This is a genomic window from Albidovulum inexpectatum (assembly GCF_002927635.1).
Taxonomy (GTDB): Bacteria; Pseudomonadota; Alphaproteobacteria; order Rhodobacterales; family Rhodobacteraceae; genus Albidovulum; species Albidovulum inexpectatum.
The window spans coordinates 74,152-94,813 of record NZ_PRDS01000002.1; the positions used below are offsets into that span (position 1 = coordinate 74,152).

General features: G+C 62.5%; 20 protein-coding genes. 13 read left to right on the forward strand and 7 right to left on the reverse strand.

What is annotated here, in order from left to right; all coding sequences use genetic code 11:
- Nucleotides 1-12: 12 nt before the first annotated feature.
- Genes LV82_RS03680 through LV82_RS03690 form a run of 3 tightly spaced genes read right to left on the reverse strand, consistent with a single transcriptional unit; the run spans nucleotide 13 to nucleotide 3,418 of the window.
- Nucleotides 13-1,236: a multidrug effflux MFS transporter gene (locus LV82_RS03680; RefSeq protein ID WP_104069379.1), complete on the reverse strand. Its 1,224-nt coding sequence runs from the start codon at nucleotides 1,234-1,236 to the stop codon at nucleotides 13-15.
- The gene (locus LV82_RS03685) at nucleotides 1,233-1,919 is read right to left on the reverse strand and encodes a DsbA family oxidoreductase (protein ID WP_104069380.1); all 687 of its coding nucleotides are present in this window, start codon (nucleotides 1,917-1,919) and stop codon (nucleotides 1,233-1,235) included. Before LV82_RS03685 ends, LV82_RS03680 begins: the two co-directional genes overlap by 4 nt.
- Nucleotides 1,901-3,418, reverse strand: a complete 1,518-nt coding sequence (locus tag LV82_RS03690; RefSeq protein ID WP_342750171.1) for a class I adenylate-forming enzyme family protein — start codon at nucleotides 3,416-3,418, stop codon at nucleotides 1,901-1,903. Before LV82_RS03690 ends, LV82_RS03685 begins: the two co-directional genes overlap by 19 nt.
- 79 nt (nucleotides 3,419-3,497) lie before the next feature.
- On the opposite strand from LV82_RS03690, the gene LV82_RS03695 reads away from it, so the two are divergent.
- The 6 genes from LV82_RS03695 (at nucleotide 3,498) to LV82_RS03720 (ending at nucleotide 9,186) form a co-directional block, all read left to right on the forward strand.
- The gene (locus tag LV82_RS03695) at nucleotides 3,498-4,124 is read left to right on the forward strand and encodes a helix-turn-helix domain-containing protein (RefSeq protein ID WP_104069382.1); all 627 of its coding nucleotides are present in this window, start codon (nucleotides 3,498-3,500) and stop codon (nucleotides 4,122-4,124) included.
- Between the two features lie 41 nt (nucleotides 4,125-4,165).
- Nucleotides 4,166-5,788, forward strand: coding sequence for an alpha-D-glucose phosphate-specific phosphoglucomutase (locus LV82_RS03700; protein WP_104069746.1), 1,623 nt, complete (start codon nucleotides 4,166-4,168; stop codon nucleotides 5,786-5,788).
- Between the two features lie 3 nt (nucleotides 5,789-5,791).
- Entirely contained in the window at nucleotides 5,792-6,655 is an 864-nt protein-coding gene (locus tag LV82_RS03705) for a glucosamine kinase nucleotide-binding domain-containing protein (protein WP_104069383.1), read from the forward strand.
- The gene (nagA, locus tag LV82_RS03710; protein WP_104069384.1) at nucleotides 6,652-7,815 is read left to right on the forward strand and encodes an N-acetylglucosamine-6-phosphate deacetylase; all 1,164 of its coding nucleotides are present in this window, start codon (nucleotides 6,652-6,654) and stop codon (nucleotides 7,813-7,815) included. The genes LV82_RS03705 and nagA overlap by 4 nt, the downstream gene beginning before the upstream one ends.
- A 97-nt stretch (nucleotides 7,816-7,912) precedes the next feature.
- A complete protein-coding gene (gene rpe / locus LV82_RS03715) occupies nucleotides 7,913-8,617 on the forward strand; it encodes a ribulose-phosphate 3-epimerase (protein WP_104069385.1) in 705 nt (234 codons plus the stop codon).
- 14 nt (nucleotides 8,618-8,631) lie between these two features.
- The gene (locus LV82_RS03720) at nucleotides 8,632-9,186 is read left to right on the forward strand and encodes a thioredoxin family protein (protein ID WP_104069386.1); all 555 of its coding nucleotides are present in this window, start codon (nucleotides 8,632-8,634) and stop codon (nucleotides 9,184-9,186) included.
- Between the two features lie 25 nt (nucleotides 9,187-9,211).
- Here LV82_RS03720 and LV82_RS03725 read toward each other — a convergent pair whose 3' ends face one another.
- Nucleotides 9,212-10,390 carry an NAD(P)/FAD-dependent oxidoreductase gene (locus tag LV82_RS03725; protein ID WP_104069387.1) on the reverse strand — a complete coding sequence of 393 codons (1,179 nt, stop codon included), beginning with the start codon at nucleotides 10,388-10,390 and terminating at the stop codon, nucleotides 9,212-9,214.
- A 213-nt stretch (nucleotides 10,391-10,603) separates the two neighbouring features.
- On the opposite strand from LV82_RS03725, the gene LV82_RS03730 reads away from it, so the two are divergent.
- Nucleotides 10,604-11,371, forward strand: a complete 768-nt coding sequence (locus tag LV82_RS03730) for a helix-turn-helix transcriptional regulator (RefSeq protein ID WP_104069748.1) — start codon at nucleotides 10,604-10,606, stop codon at nucleotides 11,369-11,371.
- Nucleotides 11,372-11,822: 451 nt separating this feature from the next.
- On the opposite strand, the gene tsf is transcribed toward LV82_RS03730, so the two are convergent.
- Together tsf and rpsB are read right to left on the reverse strand one after the other, a co-directional pair.
- Nucleotides 11,823-12,731, reverse strand: a complete 909-nt coding sequence (gene tsf / locus LV82_RS03735; RefSeq protein WP_104069388.1) for a translation elongation factor Ts — start codon at nucleotides 12,729-12,731, stop codon at nucleotides 11,823-11,825.
- A gap of 113 nt (nucleotides 12,732-12,844) precedes the next feature.
- Nucleotides 12,845-13,615: a 30S ribosomal protein S2 gene (gene rpsB / locus LV82_RS03740; protein WP_104069389.1), complete on the reverse strand. Its 771-nt coding sequence runs from the start codon at nucleotides 13,613-13,615 to the stop codon at nucleotides 12,845-12,847.
- Nucleotides 13,616-13,815: 200 nt separating this feature from the next.
- On the opposite strand from rpsB, the gene LV82_RS03745 reads away from it, so the two are divergent.
- The 4 genes from LV82_RS03745 to LV82_RS03760 all read left to right on the forward strand — a co-directional run bounded on the left by LV82_RS03745 (nucleotide 13,816) and on the right by LV82_RS03760 (nucleotide 17,582).
- Nucleotides 13,816-14,709: a PfkB family carbohydrate kinase gene (locus LV82_RS03745; RefSeq protein ID WP_104069390.1), complete on the forward strand. Its 894-nt coding sequence runs from the start codon at nucleotides 13,816-13,818 to the stop codon at nucleotides 14,707-14,709.
- The gene (locus tag LV82_RS03750; RefSeq protein WP_104069391.1) at nucleotides 14,706-15,659 is read left to right on the forward strand and encodes a pseudouridine-5'-phosphate glycosidase; all 954 of its coding nucleotides are present in this window, start codon (nucleotides 14,706-14,708) and stop codon (nucleotides 15,657-15,659) included. The genes LV82_RS03745 and LV82_RS03750 overlap by 4 nt, the downstream gene beginning before the upstream one ends.
- A 27-nt stretch (nucleotides 15,660-15,686) precedes the next feature.
- Nucleotides 15,687-16,415, forward strand: coding sequence for a DUF502 domain-containing protein (locus LV82_RS03755; protein ID WP_104069392.1), 729 nt, complete (start codon nucleotides 15,687-15,689; stop codon nucleotides 16,413-16,415).
- Nucleotides 16,416-16,496: 81 nt separating this feature from the next.
- Nucleotides 16,497-17,582, forward strand: a complete 1,086-nt coding sequence (locus LV82_RS03760) for a hypothetical protein (RefSeq protein WP_104069393.1) — start codon at nucleotides 16,497-16,499, stop codon at nucleotides 17,580-17,582.
- Nucleotides 17,583-17,585: 3 nt separating this feature from the next.
- Here LV82_RS03760 and LV82_RS03765 read toward each other — a convergent pair whose 3' ends face one another.
- Nucleotides 17,586-18,359 (reverse strand): 3-hydroxybutyrate dehydrogenase, encoded by a 774-nt coding sequence (locus LV82_RS03765; RefSeq protein WP_104069394.1) that lies wholly within the window; start codon nucleotides 18,357-18,359, stop codon nucleotides 17,586-17,588.
- Between the two features lie 370 nt (nucleotides 18,360-18,729).
- Here LV82_RS03765 and LV82_RS03770 point away from each other — a divergent pair, with 370 nt between their 5' ends.
- Both LV82_RS03770 and LV82_RS03775 read left to right on the forward strand, forming a co-directional pair.
- Nucleotides 18,730-20,544, forward strand: coding sequence for an extracellular solute-binding protein (locus LV82_RS03770; RefSeq protein WP_104069395.1), 1,815 nt, complete (start codon nucleotides 18,730-18,732; stop codon nucleotides 20,542-20,544).
- 1 nt (nucleotide 20,545) lies between these two features.
- Nucleotides 20,546-20,662 (forward strand): entericidin EcnA/B family protein, encoded by a 117-nt coding sequence (locus tag LV82_RS03775; RefSeq protein ID WP_170063346.1) that lies wholly within the window; start codon nucleotides 20,546-20,548, stop codon nucleotides 20,660-20,662.

The window sequence follows — 20,662 nt, forward strand, 5'->3', positions numbered from 1 at the left end:
CCGCCCCCGCGCTCAGGCGGGGCGGTCAGGGACGAACGCCATCAGGATTCGTGCAAGCGCCGTGCAGATGAACACGCCGGCCATCATGGGAACGGGCGTGCCATTGAAGGCCAGCCCGATCGGAATGGCCACCACGACCGACATCACCGTCGCCATGGCCGCGACCAGCGACGCCGCCATGCCCGCGATATGGCCCATCGGCTCCATCGCAAGGGCGTTCAGGTTGCCGATCGTCAGTCCGATCATGAAAAAGACGCTGACCGTCCAGTAAAGATACAGCCAGAAGGCAATGGACTGCGGCACAAGGCCCAGAGCGAAAAGCGCCATAACAAGCGCCGAGTTGACGGCCTGGAAAGCGAACATGCCCGAAGCCAGCCTGCGCATGCCCAGATGCGGCACAAGACGACCGTTCACGATGCTGCCGGTGCCTGCCAGAAGGGCGATCAGCGCGAACCACTTCGGAAAGGACTCGGCCCGGCCGAAGGTCTGGTCGAAGACCTGCTGGGTCGAGGACAGAGTCGCAAAGAGGCATCCGAAGGCCAGGGTCTGGGCCGCCGTGACCGTGACGACAAGCCTGTTCGTCAACACTTCGCGCGCCGCTTCCAGCAGGGGCGCGAGACGCAGCGACCGGCGGCGTTCGGGGGGAAGGGTCTCGGGCTGCCGGATCGTGAACCACGTCATGCTGATCACCGCGAACAGGATGAACGCGATGAAGATTGCCCGCCAGCCGGAATGTGAAATGATCCACGAGCCCGCCAGCGGGGCAACCGCGGGCACGAGCGAAAAGATGGTCATGACGAACGAGACAAGCCTTGCCATCTCGCGTCCGGAATAGAGATCGCGCACCAGCGCGATGCCTGCGATGCGCGGCCCCGCCACGCCTAGACCCTGCAGCAGTCGGGCGGCCAGCATCAGCTCCAGTGTCGGTGCCGTCCATGCCAGCGCCGCGCCAATGCAATACAGCCCCGCGCCGCCCAGGATCACGGTCCGTCGGCCAATGCTGTCGGACAAGGGGCCGGTCACGAAGGTTCCGATCCCCATGCCCAGTACGAAGAAGGTAATGATCAGCTGGGCGCGGTTCGGCGCATCGGGGCTCAGCTCGGCTGCGATGCTGGGCATTGCCGGCAGCATCGCGTCGATGGAAAAGGCCGTCAACGCGAAGATCATCGCAAGCATGGCGACAAATTCGGCGACGGGCAGTCGGGAGGGCCGGGGCTCTGCGGCGGATAGCGTCATTGCAGGTCTCCATCGCTGGCCGCGCCGGACCCGTCCGCGATCTGGCGGTTGATCTCTTCGATGATCTGACTCCAGGTTTCGGTCGGCTGCGCGCCCTGCAGGACATGGGTGTTGTCAATGATGAAGGTCGGAACGCCGCGAACCCCACGCGCCCGCGCATGGGCATCGCGGGCGCGGATCTCGGCGACGTCGGCATCGCTGTCGAGCAGCCGGCGGACGAGGTCGCGTTCCATGCCGATGCTTTCGGCGATGTCGCACAGCACCGCCCGGTCCCCGATGTCACGCCCCTCGTGCCACATCGCGCGGAAGAGCGACGAAACGGCGGCGGCCTGGCGGCCCTCGATCCCGGCCCAATGGATCAGCCGGTGGGCGTCAAGCGTATTGGGCTGCCGCTTGACGCGGTCGAGATTCAGTTCGACGCCGGCGGTTTCGGCGTACTGGATCAGCGGCATGTAGGCGCGCACCGCGCCTTCCTTGCCCCCGAACTTGGTTTCCAGATATTCGCGCCGATCCATGCCGCCCGCGGGCATGTCGGGGTTCAGCTGGAACGGATGCCATTCGATCGCGAAGGGATGGTCGGGATGGGCCTCGAGAGCCCGGTCAAGGAATACCTTGCCAAGATAGCACCAGGGACAGGCGACGTCGGAGATTATGTCAAGCTTGATCAAGGGACTGCCTTCCATTCTTCGCGCAAGGTTCGACGGCTGACCTTGCCATTCGGGGTGGTGGGTATCGTGTCGCGCCGGATCAGGATCCGGGGCTGCTTGAAGGGAGCGAGCATTTCCGCCGCATGGGCCTTCAGCGCGTCCTCGCTGGCCGATCCGCTGTAGAACAGGCCGATGACCGTAGTATCGTGCGCAACGGACAGTTCGACCGCGGCGCAGGCCGTGACCTCGGGGTCGGACGCGAAGGCGGCTTCGATCTCTTCGGGCGCGATGCGGAAGCCCCCCGCGGTGATCATGTCATCGGCGCGGCCAAGCACGGTGATTGCGCCATCCTCGGCCATGATCGCGGTGTCGCCGGTCGGGAACCAGTCCTGATCCACGGGATCAATGCCATCCGTGGTTGCGCGGCCAAGAAACAGCCCGGGGTCAGCGCGGTGCACGGCAAGAAGGCCCGGGACGCCGCGCGTGACAGGCGCACCGTCCTCGCCAAGGACCGCGACATGCCGCCCGTTCTGGGCATATCCGGTGGCTCCATCCGGGGCAGGGCGGGACGGAGAGGATGAAATGAAGGTCGAGCATTCTGAAAGCCCCATCGCCTCGTGCAATTCGGTGCCCGTCGTTAGCCGCCATGCCTGGCGCAGATCCGGGCTCAGCCGCTCTCCGGCCGACAGGGCATGCCGCAGACGCGGCAGGCGCAAATCGGGATTCAGTCTCAGCAATCGCCTGTAAACCCCCGGAACCGAAGCAAGGATCGTCGCGTCGAAACGGCGGGCAAGAAGCGCGAGGGTCTCGATCCCGACGCCGTGGGCCGGTATCAGGGCGCAGGCTCCCACGGTCCATGGATCGATCAGCCCGACACCCAGCGTGTAGGTCCAGTTCAGCGCGCCCGAATGCAGAACCCGATCGCCCGGCTGGATGTCATGCCATCCGCCAAACATGGTCTGGCGGGCCCAGACGGCGCGATGGGCATGCGCGACGGCCTGCGGTTGCCCCGACGTGCCGGAAGTGAAGACGATATAGGCCAACCGGTTCGGATCACCCATCTGCCAGTCTGCCGGGGGCAGCGTCTCGTAGCCAAGAACCCGGTCCGAGGGCAGGACGGGGCAGGGCAGGCTGTCGGGCATCGCAAGGGCCTTGTCCGCCACGATGAGCGCGGGGCCGATCGTGTCGATCAGGCGTTGGAATTCCGCCGCTGTCAGCGCCGCGGCCGTCGGAACGGGCACAAGACCCGCCGCGATCGCCCCAAGAAATGCCAAGGGGAACGCCACGCCGTTCCCAAGCCTGAGAACGACACGGTCACCCGGTCGAAGGCCGCATTGCAAAAGACCATGACCCACGCCGCGCACGGCTTGAACCAGACGGCCATAGCTCCATCGTTCCGCGCCGGTCGGGCGCAGGATTTGAAGCGCGATGCGGTCGGGCATTTCCGCCCCACGTTCCAGCACATGCCGCGCGAGATTGAAGCTGGCAGGTGGCGGTGGAAGGGGATGATGATCGGTCACCGAAAGCATGGCCATTCGCTACGCCTGTCTGCCGGGCGTTGCAAGCGCGGGCAGAATATCGTTTATGCAGGGTGCACTCTGCCGAGATGAACAGATGAGCGATATCGAGCAGGCCGGAATCATCAGTATCGCCCGCGCATCCGGCGCCGGAGCCGAGCGCGCAGAGCCATTGAACCTGGGCGAGCGCGTGCGACAGCTGCGCAAGGAGCGGGGCTGGACACTGGAACAGGCCGCGCGCGAGGCAGGGCTGGCGCGATCGACCCTGTCAAAGATCGAAAACGGCCAGATGTCGCCGACCTATGACGCGCTGAAGAAGCTGGCACAGGGATTGTCGATCAGCGTGCCGCAATTGTTCACGCCGCCGTCGAAGATGCAGGTATCGGGACGCATGGCCCTTACCCGCGCCAACGAAGGCCAGGCCCACGTCACCACGACCTATGAACATCGCCTGCTGGCCGGGGCGCTGAGATCAAAGCAGATGCTGCCCTACACGGCGCGTATCCGGGCCCGCAGCCTGGACGAATTCGATGGATGGGTTCGCCATGATGGCGAGGAATTCCTGTATGTCCTGACCGGCATCATCCGTCTGTATACGGAATTTTATGAACCCGTGGATTTACGTCGTGGCGACAGTGTCTATTACGACGCGACAATGGGACACAACGTGATCTCGCTTAGCCCCGAGGATGCGACAATCCTTTGGGTGACCAGCCTGATGTGATCTATCGCTCCGGCGCCAGGGTGTTGGAAGGACGGGAATACATGCGCATTACGACCAGACCGATCGAGGGCCAGAAACCGGGAACTTCGGGGCTGCGGAAGAAAACCCGGATATTCGAGCAAAGCCCGTATCTGGAGAATTTCGTTCAGGCGATCATCGATGCCAGCGGGGGCGCGGCAGGACGAAGCTATGTCGTGGGCGGCGATGGCAGATATTTCTGTGATCGCGCGGTGCAGGTGATCCTGAAGATGCTGGCCGCGAATGGCGCGCATCGCGTCATCGTCGGGCAGGGCGGTTTGCTGTCGACGCCGGCCGCCTCGCATCTGATCCGGCTGCATGGGGCGGACGGCGGCTTCATCCTTTCAGCGTCTCACAATCCCGGAGGGCCCGACGGTGATTTCGGCGTGAAGTTCAACATTGCGAACGGCGGACCGGCGCCGGAATCGCTGACCGCGAAAATCCACGACCGAACGCAAGAGATCGATTCCTATTGCATTGCCGATCTGCCGGACCTGGACCTGATGCGTCCGGGCAAGACGGGTCTGGGCGGAATGTCGGTCGATATCATCGACCCGGTCGCCGATTATGCAGACCTGATGCAGTGCCTGTTCGACTTCGATGCGATCCGGGCGATGTTTGCCTCTGGCATTCGCATGGCGTTCGACGCAATGCATGCGATCACCGGACCCTATGCGCGCGAGATATTCGAGAATCGTCTTGGCGCGGGGCCGGGCGTGGTGATGAATGCCCGACCCTTGCCCGATTTCGGCGGCGGTCACCCGGACCCGAACCCGGCCCATGCCAAGGACCTGATGGACAGGATGAGCGGACCGGATGCGCCCGATTTCGGCGCCGCATCCGACGGGGATGGCGACCGGAACATGATCCTTGGCCGCGGGATCTATGTGTCGCCTTCGGACAGCCTTGCCGTGCTTGCGGCAAATGCGCATCTGGTGCCGGCAATGGCGGGTGGGCTGCGCGGCGTGGCGCGATCCATGCCGACATCGCGCGCCGTCGATCATGTTGCCCGCGCATTGGGCATCGAATGCCACGAGACGCCCACGGGCTGGAAATTCTTCGGCAATCTTCTGGACGCGGGCCGCGTGCGTCTGTGCGGAGAGGAAAGTTTTGGCACCGGCGGCGACCATGTCCGGGAGAAGGACGGCCTGTGGGCGGTACTGTTCTGGCTGAACATCCTCGCCGCCCGACGCCAGAGCGTGACCGAGATCATGCGAGATCATTGGCAAAGGTTCGGCCGCACCTGGTATTCCCGGCATGATTACGAAGGTCTGGACGTCGATCTTGCCAACCGGATCATGGACCGATTGCGGTCACTGCTGCCACGCCTGGCAGGGCAGACCTTCGGCGCAATGACGGTCGTCGAGGCCGACGAGTTCGCCTATACCGACCCGGTCGACGGGTCGGTTTCGTCCGGCCAGGGAAACCGGATCACGTTGACCGGGGGCGCGCGCATCGTCCTGCGTCTTTCCGGCACAGGGACCGAAGGCGCAATCCTGCGCCTGTATCTCGAACGGCATGAGGATACACCCGAAAACCTGGACCAGCCGGTGCAAGAGGCATTGGCGAACGTGATCGCGGCGGCCGAGGACATCGCCCAGATCCGCGCGATATCGGGCCGATCGGCGCCCGATGTCGTGACCTGACCCATGCGACCGGTCCTGATCGGAATCGATGGCGGCGGCAGCGGATCGCGCGCGGCATGCCTTTTGCCCGACGGACATCGGACAGAGGTCACCGGAGGGCCGGCCAATGTCTCGCTGCGCGAAGAGGCGCTGAACAATATCAAGGCGCTTCTTGTCGCACTTTGCACCAAAGCGGGGCTGCAAAGGGAACAGCTTGCCGAGGCCAAATGTCATATCGGGCTCGCGGGCGTTCTGGAGGATCAGGGCGCCAAAGACATTGCCGTTGCTCTTGGTCTGCCCAAGGCGACGATGTCGGATGATCAGATCACGACGATCACGGGCGCGCTGGCAGACGGCGATGGGATCGTGGTCGCGATCGGCACAGGCTCATTCCTGGGTCGGAAACAGGGCGAACACATCCGGCGCATAGGTGGATGGGGGCTTGCCCTGGGGGATGAGGCCTCGGGTGCCTGGATGGGACGGCGCGCCCTGTCGCTGGCACTGAAGTCATGTGATGGACTCGCGCCCGTGACGGCCTTTGCGCGTCGCATTCTTGATCGGTTCGATGGTGCTGCTGGAGTAGTCAGGTTCTCGCTTCGCGCGGCGCCGTCCGATTACGCGGCGCTGGCGCCCGAAATCCTTCAGGCGGCCGGGCAGGGAGATGACATGGCGCTGTCGATCCTGCGCGACGGGGTCGGCTATTTGCAGGCGGGAATTGCAGTGCTCGACGATACGGGCACTTGTCCGGTCTGCCTTGCTGGCGGGTTGGGCCCGCATTACGCCGGTTTCCTGCCGCACGATCTGAAAGAACGTCTGATCCCGGCAGCCGGTACCGCCCTTGACGGCGCGCTGCTGATGGCCGCCCGAAATGCGGAATTTGATCCATGACGGCCGTCCTTTATACCGGAGCGCGCATTTTCGACGGCTGGCGGTTGTATCCCGCATCGGTTCTGGTCGACTCCGGGCGGATCGCTGCCATTGTCGGGCCCGACAAGAAGTTGCCGCACGCCACCCATGTGGATCTGGATGGCGGAATCCTTGCCCCAGGGCTGGTGGACCTGCAGGTCAACGGGGGCGGTGGAATATTGCTGAACGACGCCCCGAGCGTCGAAACCCTGCGTCGGATGGTTGCGGCCCACGAACGGCTTGGCGTCGCACAGATCCTGCCTACGCTGATCACGGACAGTGTTGAAAAGGCCTTTCAGGCCGTTGATTCTGTTGAACAATATCTGATTCAAGGCGGGCAGGGCATTCTGGGCCTGCACCTGGAAGGGCCGCATCTGAATCCCGTGCGCAAAGGCGCGCATGACGCCGGCCTTGTCCGGCCCATGACCGATGAGGATGAAGGCTTCCTGATCCGGTCCGCCGCGCGACTGCCATGCCTGATGGTGACGCTTGCGCCCGAAATCGTTCCGATCGAACGGATCGCGCGGCTGGCTTCCGCGGGCGTGATCGTGTCGCTGGGCCATTCCGACTGTGACCTGCGGACCGCACGCGATGCAATCGATGCAGGCGCGCGTGTCGTGACCCATCTTTTCAACGCAATGAGCCAGATGGGCGCGCGGTCACCGGGCCTGGTCGGGGCTGCGCTGACCGATGGCCGCGTCCATGCCGGCCTGATCGCGGATGGTGTTCATGTCGATCCCGCCACGATCCGCGTTGCGTTTTCAGCCAAGGCAGGCCCGGGCGGGCTCTTCCTTGTTTCGGATTCGATGGCCGTCGCGGGAACGGATCTGATGGCATTCAAGCTGAATGGCCGCGATATCCGGCGCGACAATGGCCGATTGACGCTTGCGGATGGCACTCTGGCGGGCGCGGATCTGGATTTGCCGCGCGCGATGCGCATCATGGTCAACCAGGTCGGCGTTCCCGTGCAGCATGCCTTGGCGATGGCAACAAGACTGCCCGCCGAGGTGATCGGCGCGCGCGCCGGATGCCTCATGGCAGGCCTGTCGGCCGACATCATCCATCTGTCGGATGATTTGCATCTGCGATGCGTCTTGCGCGCAGGGCAGCCCTTGCAGAGTATCAATCCAGATATCCGATAATCAGTATTATGTTAAATATACATGTACCACGGCTGGCCAAAAGAACGATCAACGGCTAGATGTGGCGCGAAACCCACCCATCCAAGGTAACACGCGCATGAGCTTCGACCGCAAGATCAAGATTGCCCCGTCCATCCTGTCGGCCGACTTTGCCGATTTCGGTCGCGAAATTCGTGCAATCGAGGCTCAGGGCGCCGACTGGGTACATGTGGACGTGATGGATGGTCACTTCGTTCCGAACCTGACCTTCGGGCCGGCGATGTGCAAGGCAATCCGCCCGCATATCCGCACGATCATGGACGTGCATCTGATGATTGCGCCCGTAGATCCCTGGATTGAGGCCTTCGCCGACGCCGGCGCGGATATCATCACGGCACATCTCGAGGCCGGTCCGCATGTCCACAGAACGCTGCAAGCCATCAAGGCAACGGGGAAAAAGGCCGGTCTGGCGTTGAACCCGGGAACGCCCGCCGAGGCCGCCGCCGAACTGCTGGACATGGTCGATCTTGTTTGCGTCATGACCGTCAATCCGGGCTTCGGCGGGCAGAAATTCATCCATTCGCAGATTGCCAAGATCGAGCGGCTGCGCGCGATGATCGGGGACCGACCGGTTCATATCGAGATCGATGGCGGCATCACAGCCGAGACGGCGCCCTTGGTCGCGCGTGCCGGAGCTGATGTTCTGGTCGCCGGGTCCGGTGTGTTTTCGGGCGGATCGGTGCAGAACCCCGAAATCTATGGCCGAAACATCGCTGCGATCCGCAAGGCGGCCGAGGCCGCACAACTTTCACCCGAAACTTGAGGATGGAGGTCTAAATGGCCGTTTCTACGCCAATTTGTGACTTTGGATGGAAGGCTGTCGATTTCGAGCTTCCCGGGACGGATGGCCGCATGTGGAGATTGGCGGACATTCGCGGCCCCAAGGGCACGTTGATCATGTTCATCTGCAACCATTGCCCCTATGTGCAGGCGGTCATGGGCCGCATCCTGCGGGACGCACGGGAATTGCAGGAACTGGGGATCGGCGTCGCGGCGATTTCGTCAAACGATGCGACCACCTATCCGCAGGACAGTTTCGAGGAGATGAAGAAGGAAGCCGAACGGCATGGCTTCACCTTCCCCTATCTTTACGACGAAAGCCAGGACGTTGCCCGCGCCTATGGGGCTGTTTGTACGCCTGATTTCTTTGGCTTCAACGCCGATCTGGAGCTGCAATATCGTGGGCGGCTCGATGCGTCCGGACGCCAACCGGCGGGCCCGGATGTGCGCCGCGAATTGTTCGAGGCGATGAAGCAGATTGCCGAAACCGGCAAGGGGCCGCAGGATCAGATTCCGTCGATGGGCTGCTCGATCAAGTGGAAGCAGGGGTAATCCCCCTGCCCCCTATGGTCGCAGTTCAGACGATTGCCTTTTCGGCAAAGGGCGTGTTCGACAAAATGCGCTCGGGACTCAGGGGGGACAGATCGATGCTTTGATAGGCGCCCGTCGTGATCAGCTCGGCCAACGCGCGTCCGACTGCGGGAGCCTGCTGCAAGCCATGGCCCGAATAGCCCGTGGCGAGATAGAAGTTCCTCAGGTCCGGCCATCGACCCACGATCGCGTTCTGGTCCAGCCGGTTATAATCGTAATGCCCGGCCCATGCGCGTTTTACCTTGACCGCATCGAAACGCTCGGACCGCTGATACAATCTGGGCCACAGAAGGGTCTCGAACAAATGAAGGTCGGGGTCCCAGTCATCAGGCGCGCAGGGGCCGTCATCCTCGGGCACGATCGCCGCGATCCAGTGGTCGCCCTCGGGGCGCAGATAAAAGCCCAGATGATCCACGATCAACGGCGCGTCGGGATAGCGCGCCCTGGGAGCATCAATCACGAAAACCGTCCGCTTGCGGTGTTCGACAGGAATGCTGACGCCCGCGCTTGCGCAAAGCGCGGGCGAACCTGTCCCTGCCGCGCAAATTACCGTGCCGCACGCGATCTGTCCGGAAGAATTCGTGGTGACGGCGATGATCCGGTCGCCCTTTCGCACGAATCCAGTCGCCTGATCCTGCAAGAACGCGACGCCCAAAGCCCGTGCTGCCCGGCGCAGCCCCCAGAGCAGACCCATATTGTCGAACCATCCTTCGTCCCGTGCGCCATGGCTGCCCGCGGTGACGTCTTCAAGGTTCATCCACGGATATCGTTCGGCAAGTTCAACGCGAGAGAGAACGCGCGTATCTGCCCCCTGCCCGTTCTGTACCGCCGCCAAGTCGCGCATGGCGCGCGCCATGTGATCGCTGCCCGCCAGGAAAAGATAGCCGTTTTCACGAAAGCCAAGGTCAGAGACCCCGGATTCCACCCCGACATGGTTCGCGAAGTTGCGAATGAAATCGACGCCGAAGCGAGAAATCTGGACATTGACCGGATTGGAAAACTGGCTGCGGATCGACGCAACGGACAGCGCCGTGGCCGCGCGCGCGAAGGAATGATCACGGTCGATGACCAGGATGTCGAGCTTCGGACAAAGCCGCTTGAGCCACCAGGCTGCCGAAGCGCCGCTGGCAGCCCCGCCGACAATGACGATGTCCCAGTTCTTCATGGCCGGCCTGCCCCCTGTTGCCGTTTCGAATTGATAGCAACCCTGACGCGAAATGTAAGTGCGGGCTCGACACAGGGGCGTAGACATGGCATTTCGTAATTGGGGATTGATTTATGTTTATATCCGGCCATCAGGCCCATCGCTGATCCTCGATCGGCTAGATGCGGCAGGGTCTGGTGACGCGCGGGAATGGTGGATTTCCAGGCGAAGGACATGGCGGAGCATACGGATCTTGTTGGCCACCTCGAGGCAGTGTTCGAAGCGGACTCGATAGAAGAGATCTGGGGGCTTCATGTCCGCAAGATGGCCGAATATGGCTTTGATCGGCTGCTCTACGGCTTTACCAAGTTCCGGACGGCGAACTCCTTCGGCAGTGAAGACGACCTGCTGATGCTGTCGAACCATGATCCGACATATATCGACGAATTCGTGCGCAGCGGGCTGTATCTGCATGCGCCGATGGTCCGTTGGGCTGTCGAGAATGTCGGGCCGGGCTCATGGCGGATGATCCACGAGATCGTGAAGTCCGGGATGATGACGTCCACCGAACAGAAGATCCTGGAGCTGAACCAGCGTTACGGGGTCGTCGCTGGCTACTCCATCAGCTTCAGGGATCTGTCGTTGCGCGCAAAGGGCGCAATCGGGCTGTGCGCCCGCCCCGGCATGACGCAAGAGGATGTCGAGGTGGTCTGGGCCCGGCACGGCCGTGAGATCACGATCATCAACGACGTGACCCATCTGCGAATCGCCTCGATGCCGTTTGCTTCATCGCGCCGGGCACTCACGCCACGTCAGCGCGAGGTTCTGGAATGGGTTGCCGATGGCAAGACGATGCAGGACATCGCCCAGATAATGGGGCTGACCCCTGCAACCGTGGAAAAGCATCTGCGCCTGGCGCGGGAAGCCCTGGATGTCGAGACAACCGCACAGGCGGTGCTGAAGGCATCCTTCCAGAACCAGATTTTCATCATTCCGCACTGAACCGCCACGACAGGCGATTCGAGACCGGTTTGAGCGCCAATTGCGAAATCCCCAACCGATTTAGGCCTTATTGTTTACGAAAATGGCATCAATCCCTGTCGAGACCTATACTTTTCGTCAGGTCAGGAAATCCTGACTTCCTTTACGTTACGTAAATAAGCAATACTGTAATCGTTCCGTGAGTGGTGGCATTAGCCAGGAACACCCCTCCTCGACCAACCCGCGATTTCGGGGGGACGGGAGGGCCGGGAAACCGGACGCTGGGACAGTCGGTTGTATTTTTCCAACCGACTGGCTTGGCAGAAAACGCGCCCTGTCCTCATCCCCAACAGGTGCTGGCGCGATTTCAGGCGGTGCAGTTTCAAACGAACTGCACCGCCTTCTTTGTTCTTCCAAAAGAAAGACCGGGTCAGCAAATGACCCGGTCTGCCGTTGTCGATTTCAACCCGCCTCAGGCGCCCAGGGTCTTGGCGACCTCGGCGGCGAAGTCCTCTTCCTTCTTCTCGATGCCTTCGCCGACCATCATGCGGACATATCCGGTGATCTCGACGCCGGCTTCCTTCGCGGCCTGCTCGACGGTGACGTCCGGGTTCACCACGAATTGCTGACCCAGCAGCGTGTTTTCCGCGATGAACTTTCGCATCCGGCCGGGGATGATGTTGTTGTGGATCACCGCATCCGGCTTGGGCTTGGCCGCATTGGCGTTTTCTTCCAGCGCTTTCTGGGTCTGAACGGTGCGCTCACGCTCCAGCAGCTCGGGGTCCAGATCCGCCTCGGACAAGGCAAGCGGAGCGGTTGCCGCGATGTGCATGGCGATCTGCTTGCCGATAGAGTCGGCCTTGTCCTTGTCGCCTTTCAGCGCGACCAGAACGCCGATCTTGCCGATTCCGTCGGCAACGGCATTGTGGACATAGGAAATGATGGTTTCGCCTTCCAGCTGGGCGACACGGCGCAGGGTCATGTTCTCGCCGATGCGCGCGATCGCATCGGTCAGGATCTCGGCCACCGTCTTGCCGCCAAGCGGGGCGGTCTTGAGGGAGTCAACCGATTCGCCATGGTCCAGTGCCACATCGGTGATGTCGCGAACCATCTGCTGGAAGTCCGCGTTCTTGGCGACGAAGTCGGTTTCCGAGTTGATCTCGATCGCGACGCCGCGACCATCGCGAACGGCAACGCCGACCAGGCCTTCGGCCGCGACGCGGTCGGCCTTCTTGGCAGCCTTGGCAAGCCCCTTGGTACGCAGCCAGTCGATGGCGGCTTCCATGTCGCCATTGGTTTCGGTCAGCGCCTTCTTGGCGTCCATCATGCCTGCGCCGGTCTTTTCGCGCAGTTCTTTCACCATTTGTGCGGTGATGGCCATGTCTGGCTCTCCTTCGAAGATTTCAACGGATCAGGCGGGGTCCTGCCCCGCCCGAAGACAATTCTGTAACGCAAGCGGCCGGCAGCCGATCTGCGGGCTGCCGACCCTGACGGTCAGGCCTGAGCGGCTTCTTCGTTGGCGGCTTCCTCGGCCGGCGCTTCTTCCAGGGCGCCAAGGTCGATGCCCGCAGCACCCAGCTGCGCCTGCATGCCGTCCAGCGCGGCCCGCGCCACGAGGTCGCAATACAACTGGATCGCGCGCGACGCGTCGTCGTTGCCGGGGATCACATAGTCGATACCCTCAGGCGAGCAGTTCGTGTCAACCACGGCAACAACCGGAATGCCCAGCTTGTTGGCTTCGGCCACGGCCAGGTCTTCCTTGTTCACGTCGATGACGAACAGCAAGTCCGGCAGACCGCCCATGTCGCGGATGCCGCCAAGGCTGGCCTGCAGCTTGGCCTGCTCACGCTCCATCTGAAGACGTTCTTTCTTGGTCAGGCCTTCGGCGCCGCCGGCCAGGATCTCGTCGATCTGCTTCAGGCGGCCGATCGATTGCGAAACGGTCTTCCAGTTGGTCAGCGTGCCGCCCAGCCAGCGATGGTTCATGTAATACTGGGCGCATTTCTCGGCAGCCTCGGCGATGGGCTTTTGCGCCTGGCGCTTGGTGCCGACGAACAGCACGCGGCCGCCCTTGGCCACGACGTCACGAACCGCCTGCAGCGCGGCGTCCAGCATGGGAACCGTCTGCGTCAGGTCGATGATGTGGATACCGTTGCGTTCCCCATAGATGTACGGGGCCATGCGCGGGTTCCAGCGCTGGGTCTGGTGGCCATAGTGAACGCCAGCTTCCAGAAGCTGACGCAGAGTGAATTCCGGGAGCGCCATATGTCGTTTCCTTTCCGGTTTCTACCTTGGCGGAGCGTTTCAGGGACCCTGTCCCAACCGGCGGACCGCAGGGGATGTCTCACCCCTTGGCCCAGACTCCGCCTGTGAAGTGGCGCCGCTTTACGTCGGAACCGCCAAAAAGGCAAGTCCCCTTGATCCGCCCTCTTGCGCGGCCGCCCGTTTATGGGCACAGGGGCGCAATGACGAACAAACCCGACATTCTTTGCATAGGTTCTGTCCTGTGGGACATCATCGGGCGCACGCCGGCCCATATGGGCGCGGGCGCCGATGTGCCGGGACGGATCAGCCGCCTGCCCGGTGGTGTCGCGATGAACATCGCGATGACCCTGGTTCGTTTCGGTCTGCGGCCTGCCCTGTTGACGGCCATCGGCCGCGATCCCGAAGGCGATGAGCTGATCCATGCCTGCGAGCGAATGGGGATGGACACCGCTCATGTCTATCGCTCGGATGATCTGCCGACCGATCGCTACATGGCGATCGAGGGCGGAAATGGTCTTGTCGCGGCAATCGCCGATGCGCATTCGCTGGAAGCCGCGGGTGACAAGATTCTGCGCCCTCTTGGCAATGGGGCACTGGGCGATCCGGCCAGACCATGGCGCGGACTGATCGCGCTTGACGGCAATCTGACTACGGCACTTCTGTCCGATATCGCGCGATCGCCGCTTTTCGCGATGGCCGACCTTCGTATCGCCCCCGCCTCGCCGGGCAAGGCAGAGAGGTTGCTGCCATTGCTGCCGCTGAAGAACGCGACGATCTATGTCAATCTGGAAGAGGCCGGAATTCTTTGTCACCGCCGGTTCGACACCGCCCCCGAGGCGGCCGAGGCGCTGGTCGCGGCCGGCGCCGCCCGGGTTCTGGTGACGAATGGCGGACGCACGACGGCCGAGGCCACCGCCGATGGCGTGATTGCGGCCGATCCCCGTCCCGTCCTTGTAACCCGCGTGACTGGTGCGGGGGATACCTTCATGGCCGCGCATATCGCGGCCGAGCATCGCGGCCGCAATCGTGAGCAGGCTTTGCGCGACGCGCTGGACGCGGCTGCGACCTACGTATCAGGAGACATCACCACATGACCGACCTGCCCCTGACATTTTCGCCCGAGGTCGATCAGGCGATGCGCAATGGCGCGCCCGTCGTGGCGCTGGAATCCACCATCATCACCCATGGCATGCCCTGGCCGCAGAACATGGAAACCGCGCTGAAGGTCGAATCCGAGATCCGGTCTCACGGCGCGACGCCGGCGACCATCGCCGTGATGGGCGGTCGCATCCATATCGGCCTGACCGAATCCGAGCTGCAGACCCTGGCCCAGGCTCAGGGCGTGCGCAAACTGTCGCGCGCGGACCTTGCCGCCTGTCTGGCAAGCGGCGAGGTTGGCGCCACCACCGTTGCCGCGACGATGATCGCCGCGCACCTGGCCGGGATCGAGGTCTTCGCGACCGGCGGCATCGGCGGTGTCCACCGTGGTGCCGAACACAGCTTCGACATCTCGGCCGACCTGCATGAGCTGGCGCGCACCCCGGTCAGCGTTGTCGCGGCAGGCGCCAAGGCAATACTGGACCTTCCGAAGACGCTGGAGGTCCTGGAAACCCTGGGCGTTCCGGTCATCGCATTCGGTCAGGACGCGTTCCCGGCCTTCTGGTCGCGCAGCTCCGGGCTGAACGCACCCCTGCGCATGGATGACCCCGCCCGGATCGCGGCTGCGCATCGGATGCGCAAGACGCTGGGCCTGGGCGGCGGCCAGCTGATCGCCAATCCGATCCCGCCCGAGGATGAAATCCCGCGCGAAGAAATCGTGCCGGTGATCGAAACCGCACTGACCGAAGCCGAGGCCGCCGGCATCTCGGCCAAGGATGTGACGCCGTTCCTGCTTGGGCGGATCTTCGATCTGACCGATGGTCGTTCACTGGACGCCAATATTGCCCTGGTCCTGAACAACGCGCGGCTGGGCGCGGCCATCGCGCGTTGTCTGGCGGACGGACAAGCCCGTCTGCCCATTGATGAAACCTGTCCGAATTCATAGATTGCGTTCGGCATCGGGGAGGGCCGGATGACGTCCAATCAGGACCACGACGAAAACAGCACGCCGCATCCCCTGCGTCGGCGGGGGCTTGTTGCGCGACTGCGGGCCAATTTCTTCACGGGTCTGGTCGTCGTTGCGCCGATCGGGCTGACCTTGTGGCTGATCTGGACCGTGACCGGCTGGATCGACAGCTGGGTGTTGCCGCTTATTCCGGCGCCCTACAAACCCGATCAGATCCTGCGAACACTTTTCGGCATCGATTACGCGGTCAACCTGCGCGGGCTTGGTGTGGTCGTCTTTCTGGCCTTCACCGTCTTCGTGGGCTGGATCGCAAAGGGGATCATGGGGCGGTCCCTGATTTCCCTTGGCGAAAGCATCGTGGATCGGATGCCGATCGTCCGGTCGATCTACAATGGCGTCAAGCAGGTCGCCGAAACCGTTCTTTCCCAGACCGAGGCCAAGTTCGACAAGGCCTGTCTGATCGAATACCCGCGCAAGGGGATCTGGGCGGTCGGCTTCGTCTCGACGCGGGCCAAGGGTGAAATCCTTGCCCGCCTGCCGGATGACGAGGTCATGACGGTCTTCCTTCCCACAACGCCCAACCCGACATCGGGATTTCTGCTTTACGTGCCAAAGCAGGACGTAATTTTCCTCGACATGTCAGTCGAGGATGCGGCCAAGCTGGTGATCTCGGCCGGGCTTGTCTATCCGAATGGCAAGCCCCGTTCCGCCCCGGCGGCCAGCGACGAGGCGTAACTGCGCCCGTGGTTGCACATTGATTTCACAGATTTACCCGATTTGAGGTGCAGTCTGATCGCGTATTTTGCGGGGTGCAGCATGTTCCAGTGGCGCGACGACAGGCAGATCAGCGCATTCGACCGGTCGATTGTCTTTCTTGTTCAGGCTCTGACGGGGCTGGCCTTTCTGGGCCTTTCCATGCGTTATTTCGCTGGCCTGTTTCCTTGGCGCGCGGTCGACTCATGGGCCCCGCGGGACTGGGCCTTGGCACAATCGGGCATCCTGGCGTTTGGCGCGGCGCTTCTGTTCCTCTTGCCCGCCTTGTTTGATCGGCTGCTCTACCTCTGTCGTGGCGGTCGCTTGCGTCTCTTGATCGCGATCGGTTTTGTCCTGCTCTTGCCCTTCCTGGCCGAGTTCGCGCTATGGCTTGGCATGGGCCCTGAATCTCCGATTGGCGGGCAGATGCGTCCCGAAACGCTGCTGTGGGCATTCGCCGCCTATGCGCCGGCATATGTTTATGCCTTTGTCGTTCCCGGGCGTGCGTTCGACCGCGTGCGCCCAATCGTTCCCGAACATGTCTTCATTGTCCCGGGCAAGCCCGCACGGCTGCGGCGCGACTACGGCGCAATGGATCTTGCGCGGGCTGGCATGCTTGGGCTGATCATCCTGTTCTGGGCCGTGGGAATCGCGGGGTTGTATTTCCTGAACTGGCTGCCCGAGCCCGAACTTGTATCCACCACGGAACGATACTGGTTCGTCAGCGCATCTGTGGCGTTGCTTGCGTCGCTGTTTGCCTTCAGCGGTCCGCTGGCGGGCTCTGACGAAAGCACCTTTCGAACGATTGCACGACGGGGTCTTCTGGTTCTGACAGCCGCGATCATGACCTATTCGCTGGCCGCGCCGACACTGACGCGCGGTCTGCCGTGGCTGCATTCCCAATTGCCCGCGGCGGGCGCCGAAGCGTCGCGCATCGAGGTGACGGTGATGGGCCGCAAGGGCACGGGCCGCGGGCGGGCCTGCGATCGCGCGGCAATCGTCACCGTCGCGGGAGCTGGCGAGCGCCCGGTCGTCCTGTGTTCCTTGCCGGGCAATATCTGGCAGGGCTTGCAGCCCGGCGACAAGCTTCTGCTGTCGGGGGTGCGCACGCCGTGGGGCATGCGCTTCGACTCCATTCAGGACCTCTAGCGTTCAGAGCGCCGTCCAGCCGCCATCAACCGAAATCGTCGTGCCCGTGATCTGGTTTGCCGCGGGCGAGCACAGGAAGACCGTCGTCCCGCCGATTTCTTCCACGGTTGCAAACTGGCGCGAGGGCTGACGCAGCAACATGACCTCGCGGATGACGGTTTCGCGGTCCATGTTGTGCACCTTCATCTGGTTGGGAATCTGGGATTCGACCAGGGGCGTCAGCACATAGCCGGGGCAGATCGCGTTGCAGGTGATCCCCTGCCCGGCCGTCTCCAGCGCAACGGTCTTGGTCAGTCCGACGATCCCGTGCTTGGCCGAAACATAGGCCGACTTGAAGGGCGAAGCCGTCAGGCCATGTGCCGAGGATATGTTGACGATCCGTCCCCAACCCTTCTCGCGCATGCCCGGCAGGGCCGCCGCGATCGTGTGGAAGGCCGAGGTCAGGTTGATCGCGATGATCCGATCCCATTTTTCGGTCGGAAATTCCTCGATCGGGGCGACATGCTGGATACCGGCATTGTTGACCAGGATATCGCAGCCTCCCGCCTGTTCGATCAGGGCGCGACATTCTTCGCCATTGGCCATGTCCGCCTTGATATAGCGCGCGTTGACACCGAATTCGCGCCCGATATCGGATGCCAGCGCGTGATCTTCTTCCCTGTCGGTGAACGAATTCAACACAACGTCCGCGCCCGCGCGGGCCAGTTCCCGGGCGATTCCCAGCCCGATGCCCGAGTTCGACCCGGTTACGATGGCGCGCTTGCCCTTCAGATTCATGCCAGTCTTCCCGTCTTCATGAATTGCTCCGCGGCAAGACTACATGCCGCACGCGCGAAATACACAGGAAAATCGGGGCCGGGTTTCCAGTCACGCACTTCGCCCCATGCGATTCGCGTGGCGATTCCGTCACCTCCCAGGCCACGTCTGCAAGCAGCTTGAAAGATGCCGCATTGCCAATAAAAAAACGCCCGCGCAAGGCGGGCGTCAAGTTATTGAGGCAGGTTTCATACAGGCAAGAAACCTATCGAGCAGTAAGCTCTTTATACTGCAAAGACTTGCCGATGGCCAAGCTAAAAGTTTGAAATGGCGGCAAAGCCCGTCTAGCGTCGGGTCGAACCGTGAATGACATCCAAACAGGGGCAGCCGAATGACATCCGGGATCAGGAAGACCCTTCTGAAATGCGCCATGGCGCTTGCGCTTTGCGGGGCGATGACGGGCGTGCAGGCCGAACCGCAGCATGGCATAGCCATGTACGGAAAGCCCGCCCTGCCCCCCGATTTTGTGTCCCTGCCCTATGCGAACCCGGATGCGCCCAAGGGTGGACGGATCATCTTTGGCGAACCCGGCGGCTTCGATTCGCTCAATCCCTATATTCTCAAAGGCAACGCGCCCTGGGGGCTGGGCCTGCACACGGTCGAGACGCTGATGGCCCGTTCGATCGACGAACCCTTCACGCTGTACGGCCTGCTGGCCGAGACGGTTGAAACCGATGATTCGCGCTCCTGGGTCGAATTCACCCTGCGGCCCGAGGCTCGGTTTTCGGATGGCAGCCCTGTCACGATCGAAGACGTGATGTGGAGCTATGAAACGCTGGGAACAAAGGGACATCCGCGTTATCGCACGGCCTGGCTGAAGGTCGCCAGGATGGAACAGACCGGTCCGCGCTCGGTTCGCTTTACCTTCACCGAACCCGACCGTGAGCTTGCGCTGCTGATGGGGATGCGCCCCATCCTGAAAAAGGCCCAGTGGGAGGGCAAGGTTTTCGAGGATGCAGCCCTGGAAGTTCCGATCGGATCGGGCCCCTATGTCGTGGACAGTTTCGAGCCCGGCCGATACATCACCTTCCGCCGCAATCCCGACTATTGGGGCCAGGATCTGCCGATCAACCGTGGCCGCAACAATTTCGACGAAATCCGCTATGACTATTTCGGCGATGGCGATGTCGTCTTCCAGGCCTTCACGGCGGGCGAGACGACAACCTATCGCGAAACGAACGCCCAGAAATGGGCCACCCAGTACGACTTCGCCGCCATCCGCACCGGCGAGGTCGTCAAATCCGAGATCCCGCATCACCGTCCTTCGGGCATCGCCGGACTGGTGATGAACACGCGCAACCCCATCTTTGCCGACTGGCGCGTGCGCGAGGCAATGATCCTTGCCTTCAATTTCGAGTTCATCAACACAACGCTGAACGGCGGAACCGAACCCCGCATCACGTCCTATTTCTCGAACTCGGTTCTGGGCATGGATCATGGCCCGGCACAGGGCAAGGTGCTGGAGCTACTGGCCCCCTTTGCCGACCAGCTGCCGCCCGGCACGATCGAAGGCTACAACCTGCCGGTCGGAAAACCGGACCGCGCCATAGATCGGGGCAACCTGCGCAAAGCTGCCCGCTTGTTGCAAGAGGCAGGTTGGCAGGTTCAGGGCGGTCGTCTGGTGAATGACAAGGGCGAACCGTTCACCTTTGAAATCCTGCTGACCTCGGGTGCGACCGAAACCCATTCGATCGTGGACATCTACCTGAAGTCGCTGGAATCGCTTGGCATCTTCCCGCAGGTCACGATCGTCGACAGTGCCCAGTACAAGGAGCGCACGAACGAATACCAGTTCGACATGACATGGTACACCCGTGCGCTGTCCCTTAGCCCCGGCAACGAACAGTTCCTGTACTGGGGATCGAAGGGTGTCACGGAACCCGGCAGCCGCAACTGGATGGGCATGAATTCGCCCGCGGCCGAAGCGATGATCCGGACGATGCTGGAAAGCCGCAGCCAGGAGGATTTCATCGCCGCCACGAAGGCTCTGGATCGGATCCTGACGGCTGGACGCTATGTCATACCGGTCTGGTTCTCGAATGTCTCGCGCATCGCGCATTCGTCGCGGCTTCACTATCCTGATCGCATTCCGCTATACGGCGACTGGCCGGGTTTCCAGCCCGAGGTCTGGTGGTATGAGGAATGACATGATGCGGATCATTGTCTTGATCGCGGCCCTGCTTGGCCTGTCGGCCTGCAACACCGTTGCGGGTATCGGCGACGACGTGTCAGGGGCCGCACGTCGGGTCCAAAGCTGGATCTAG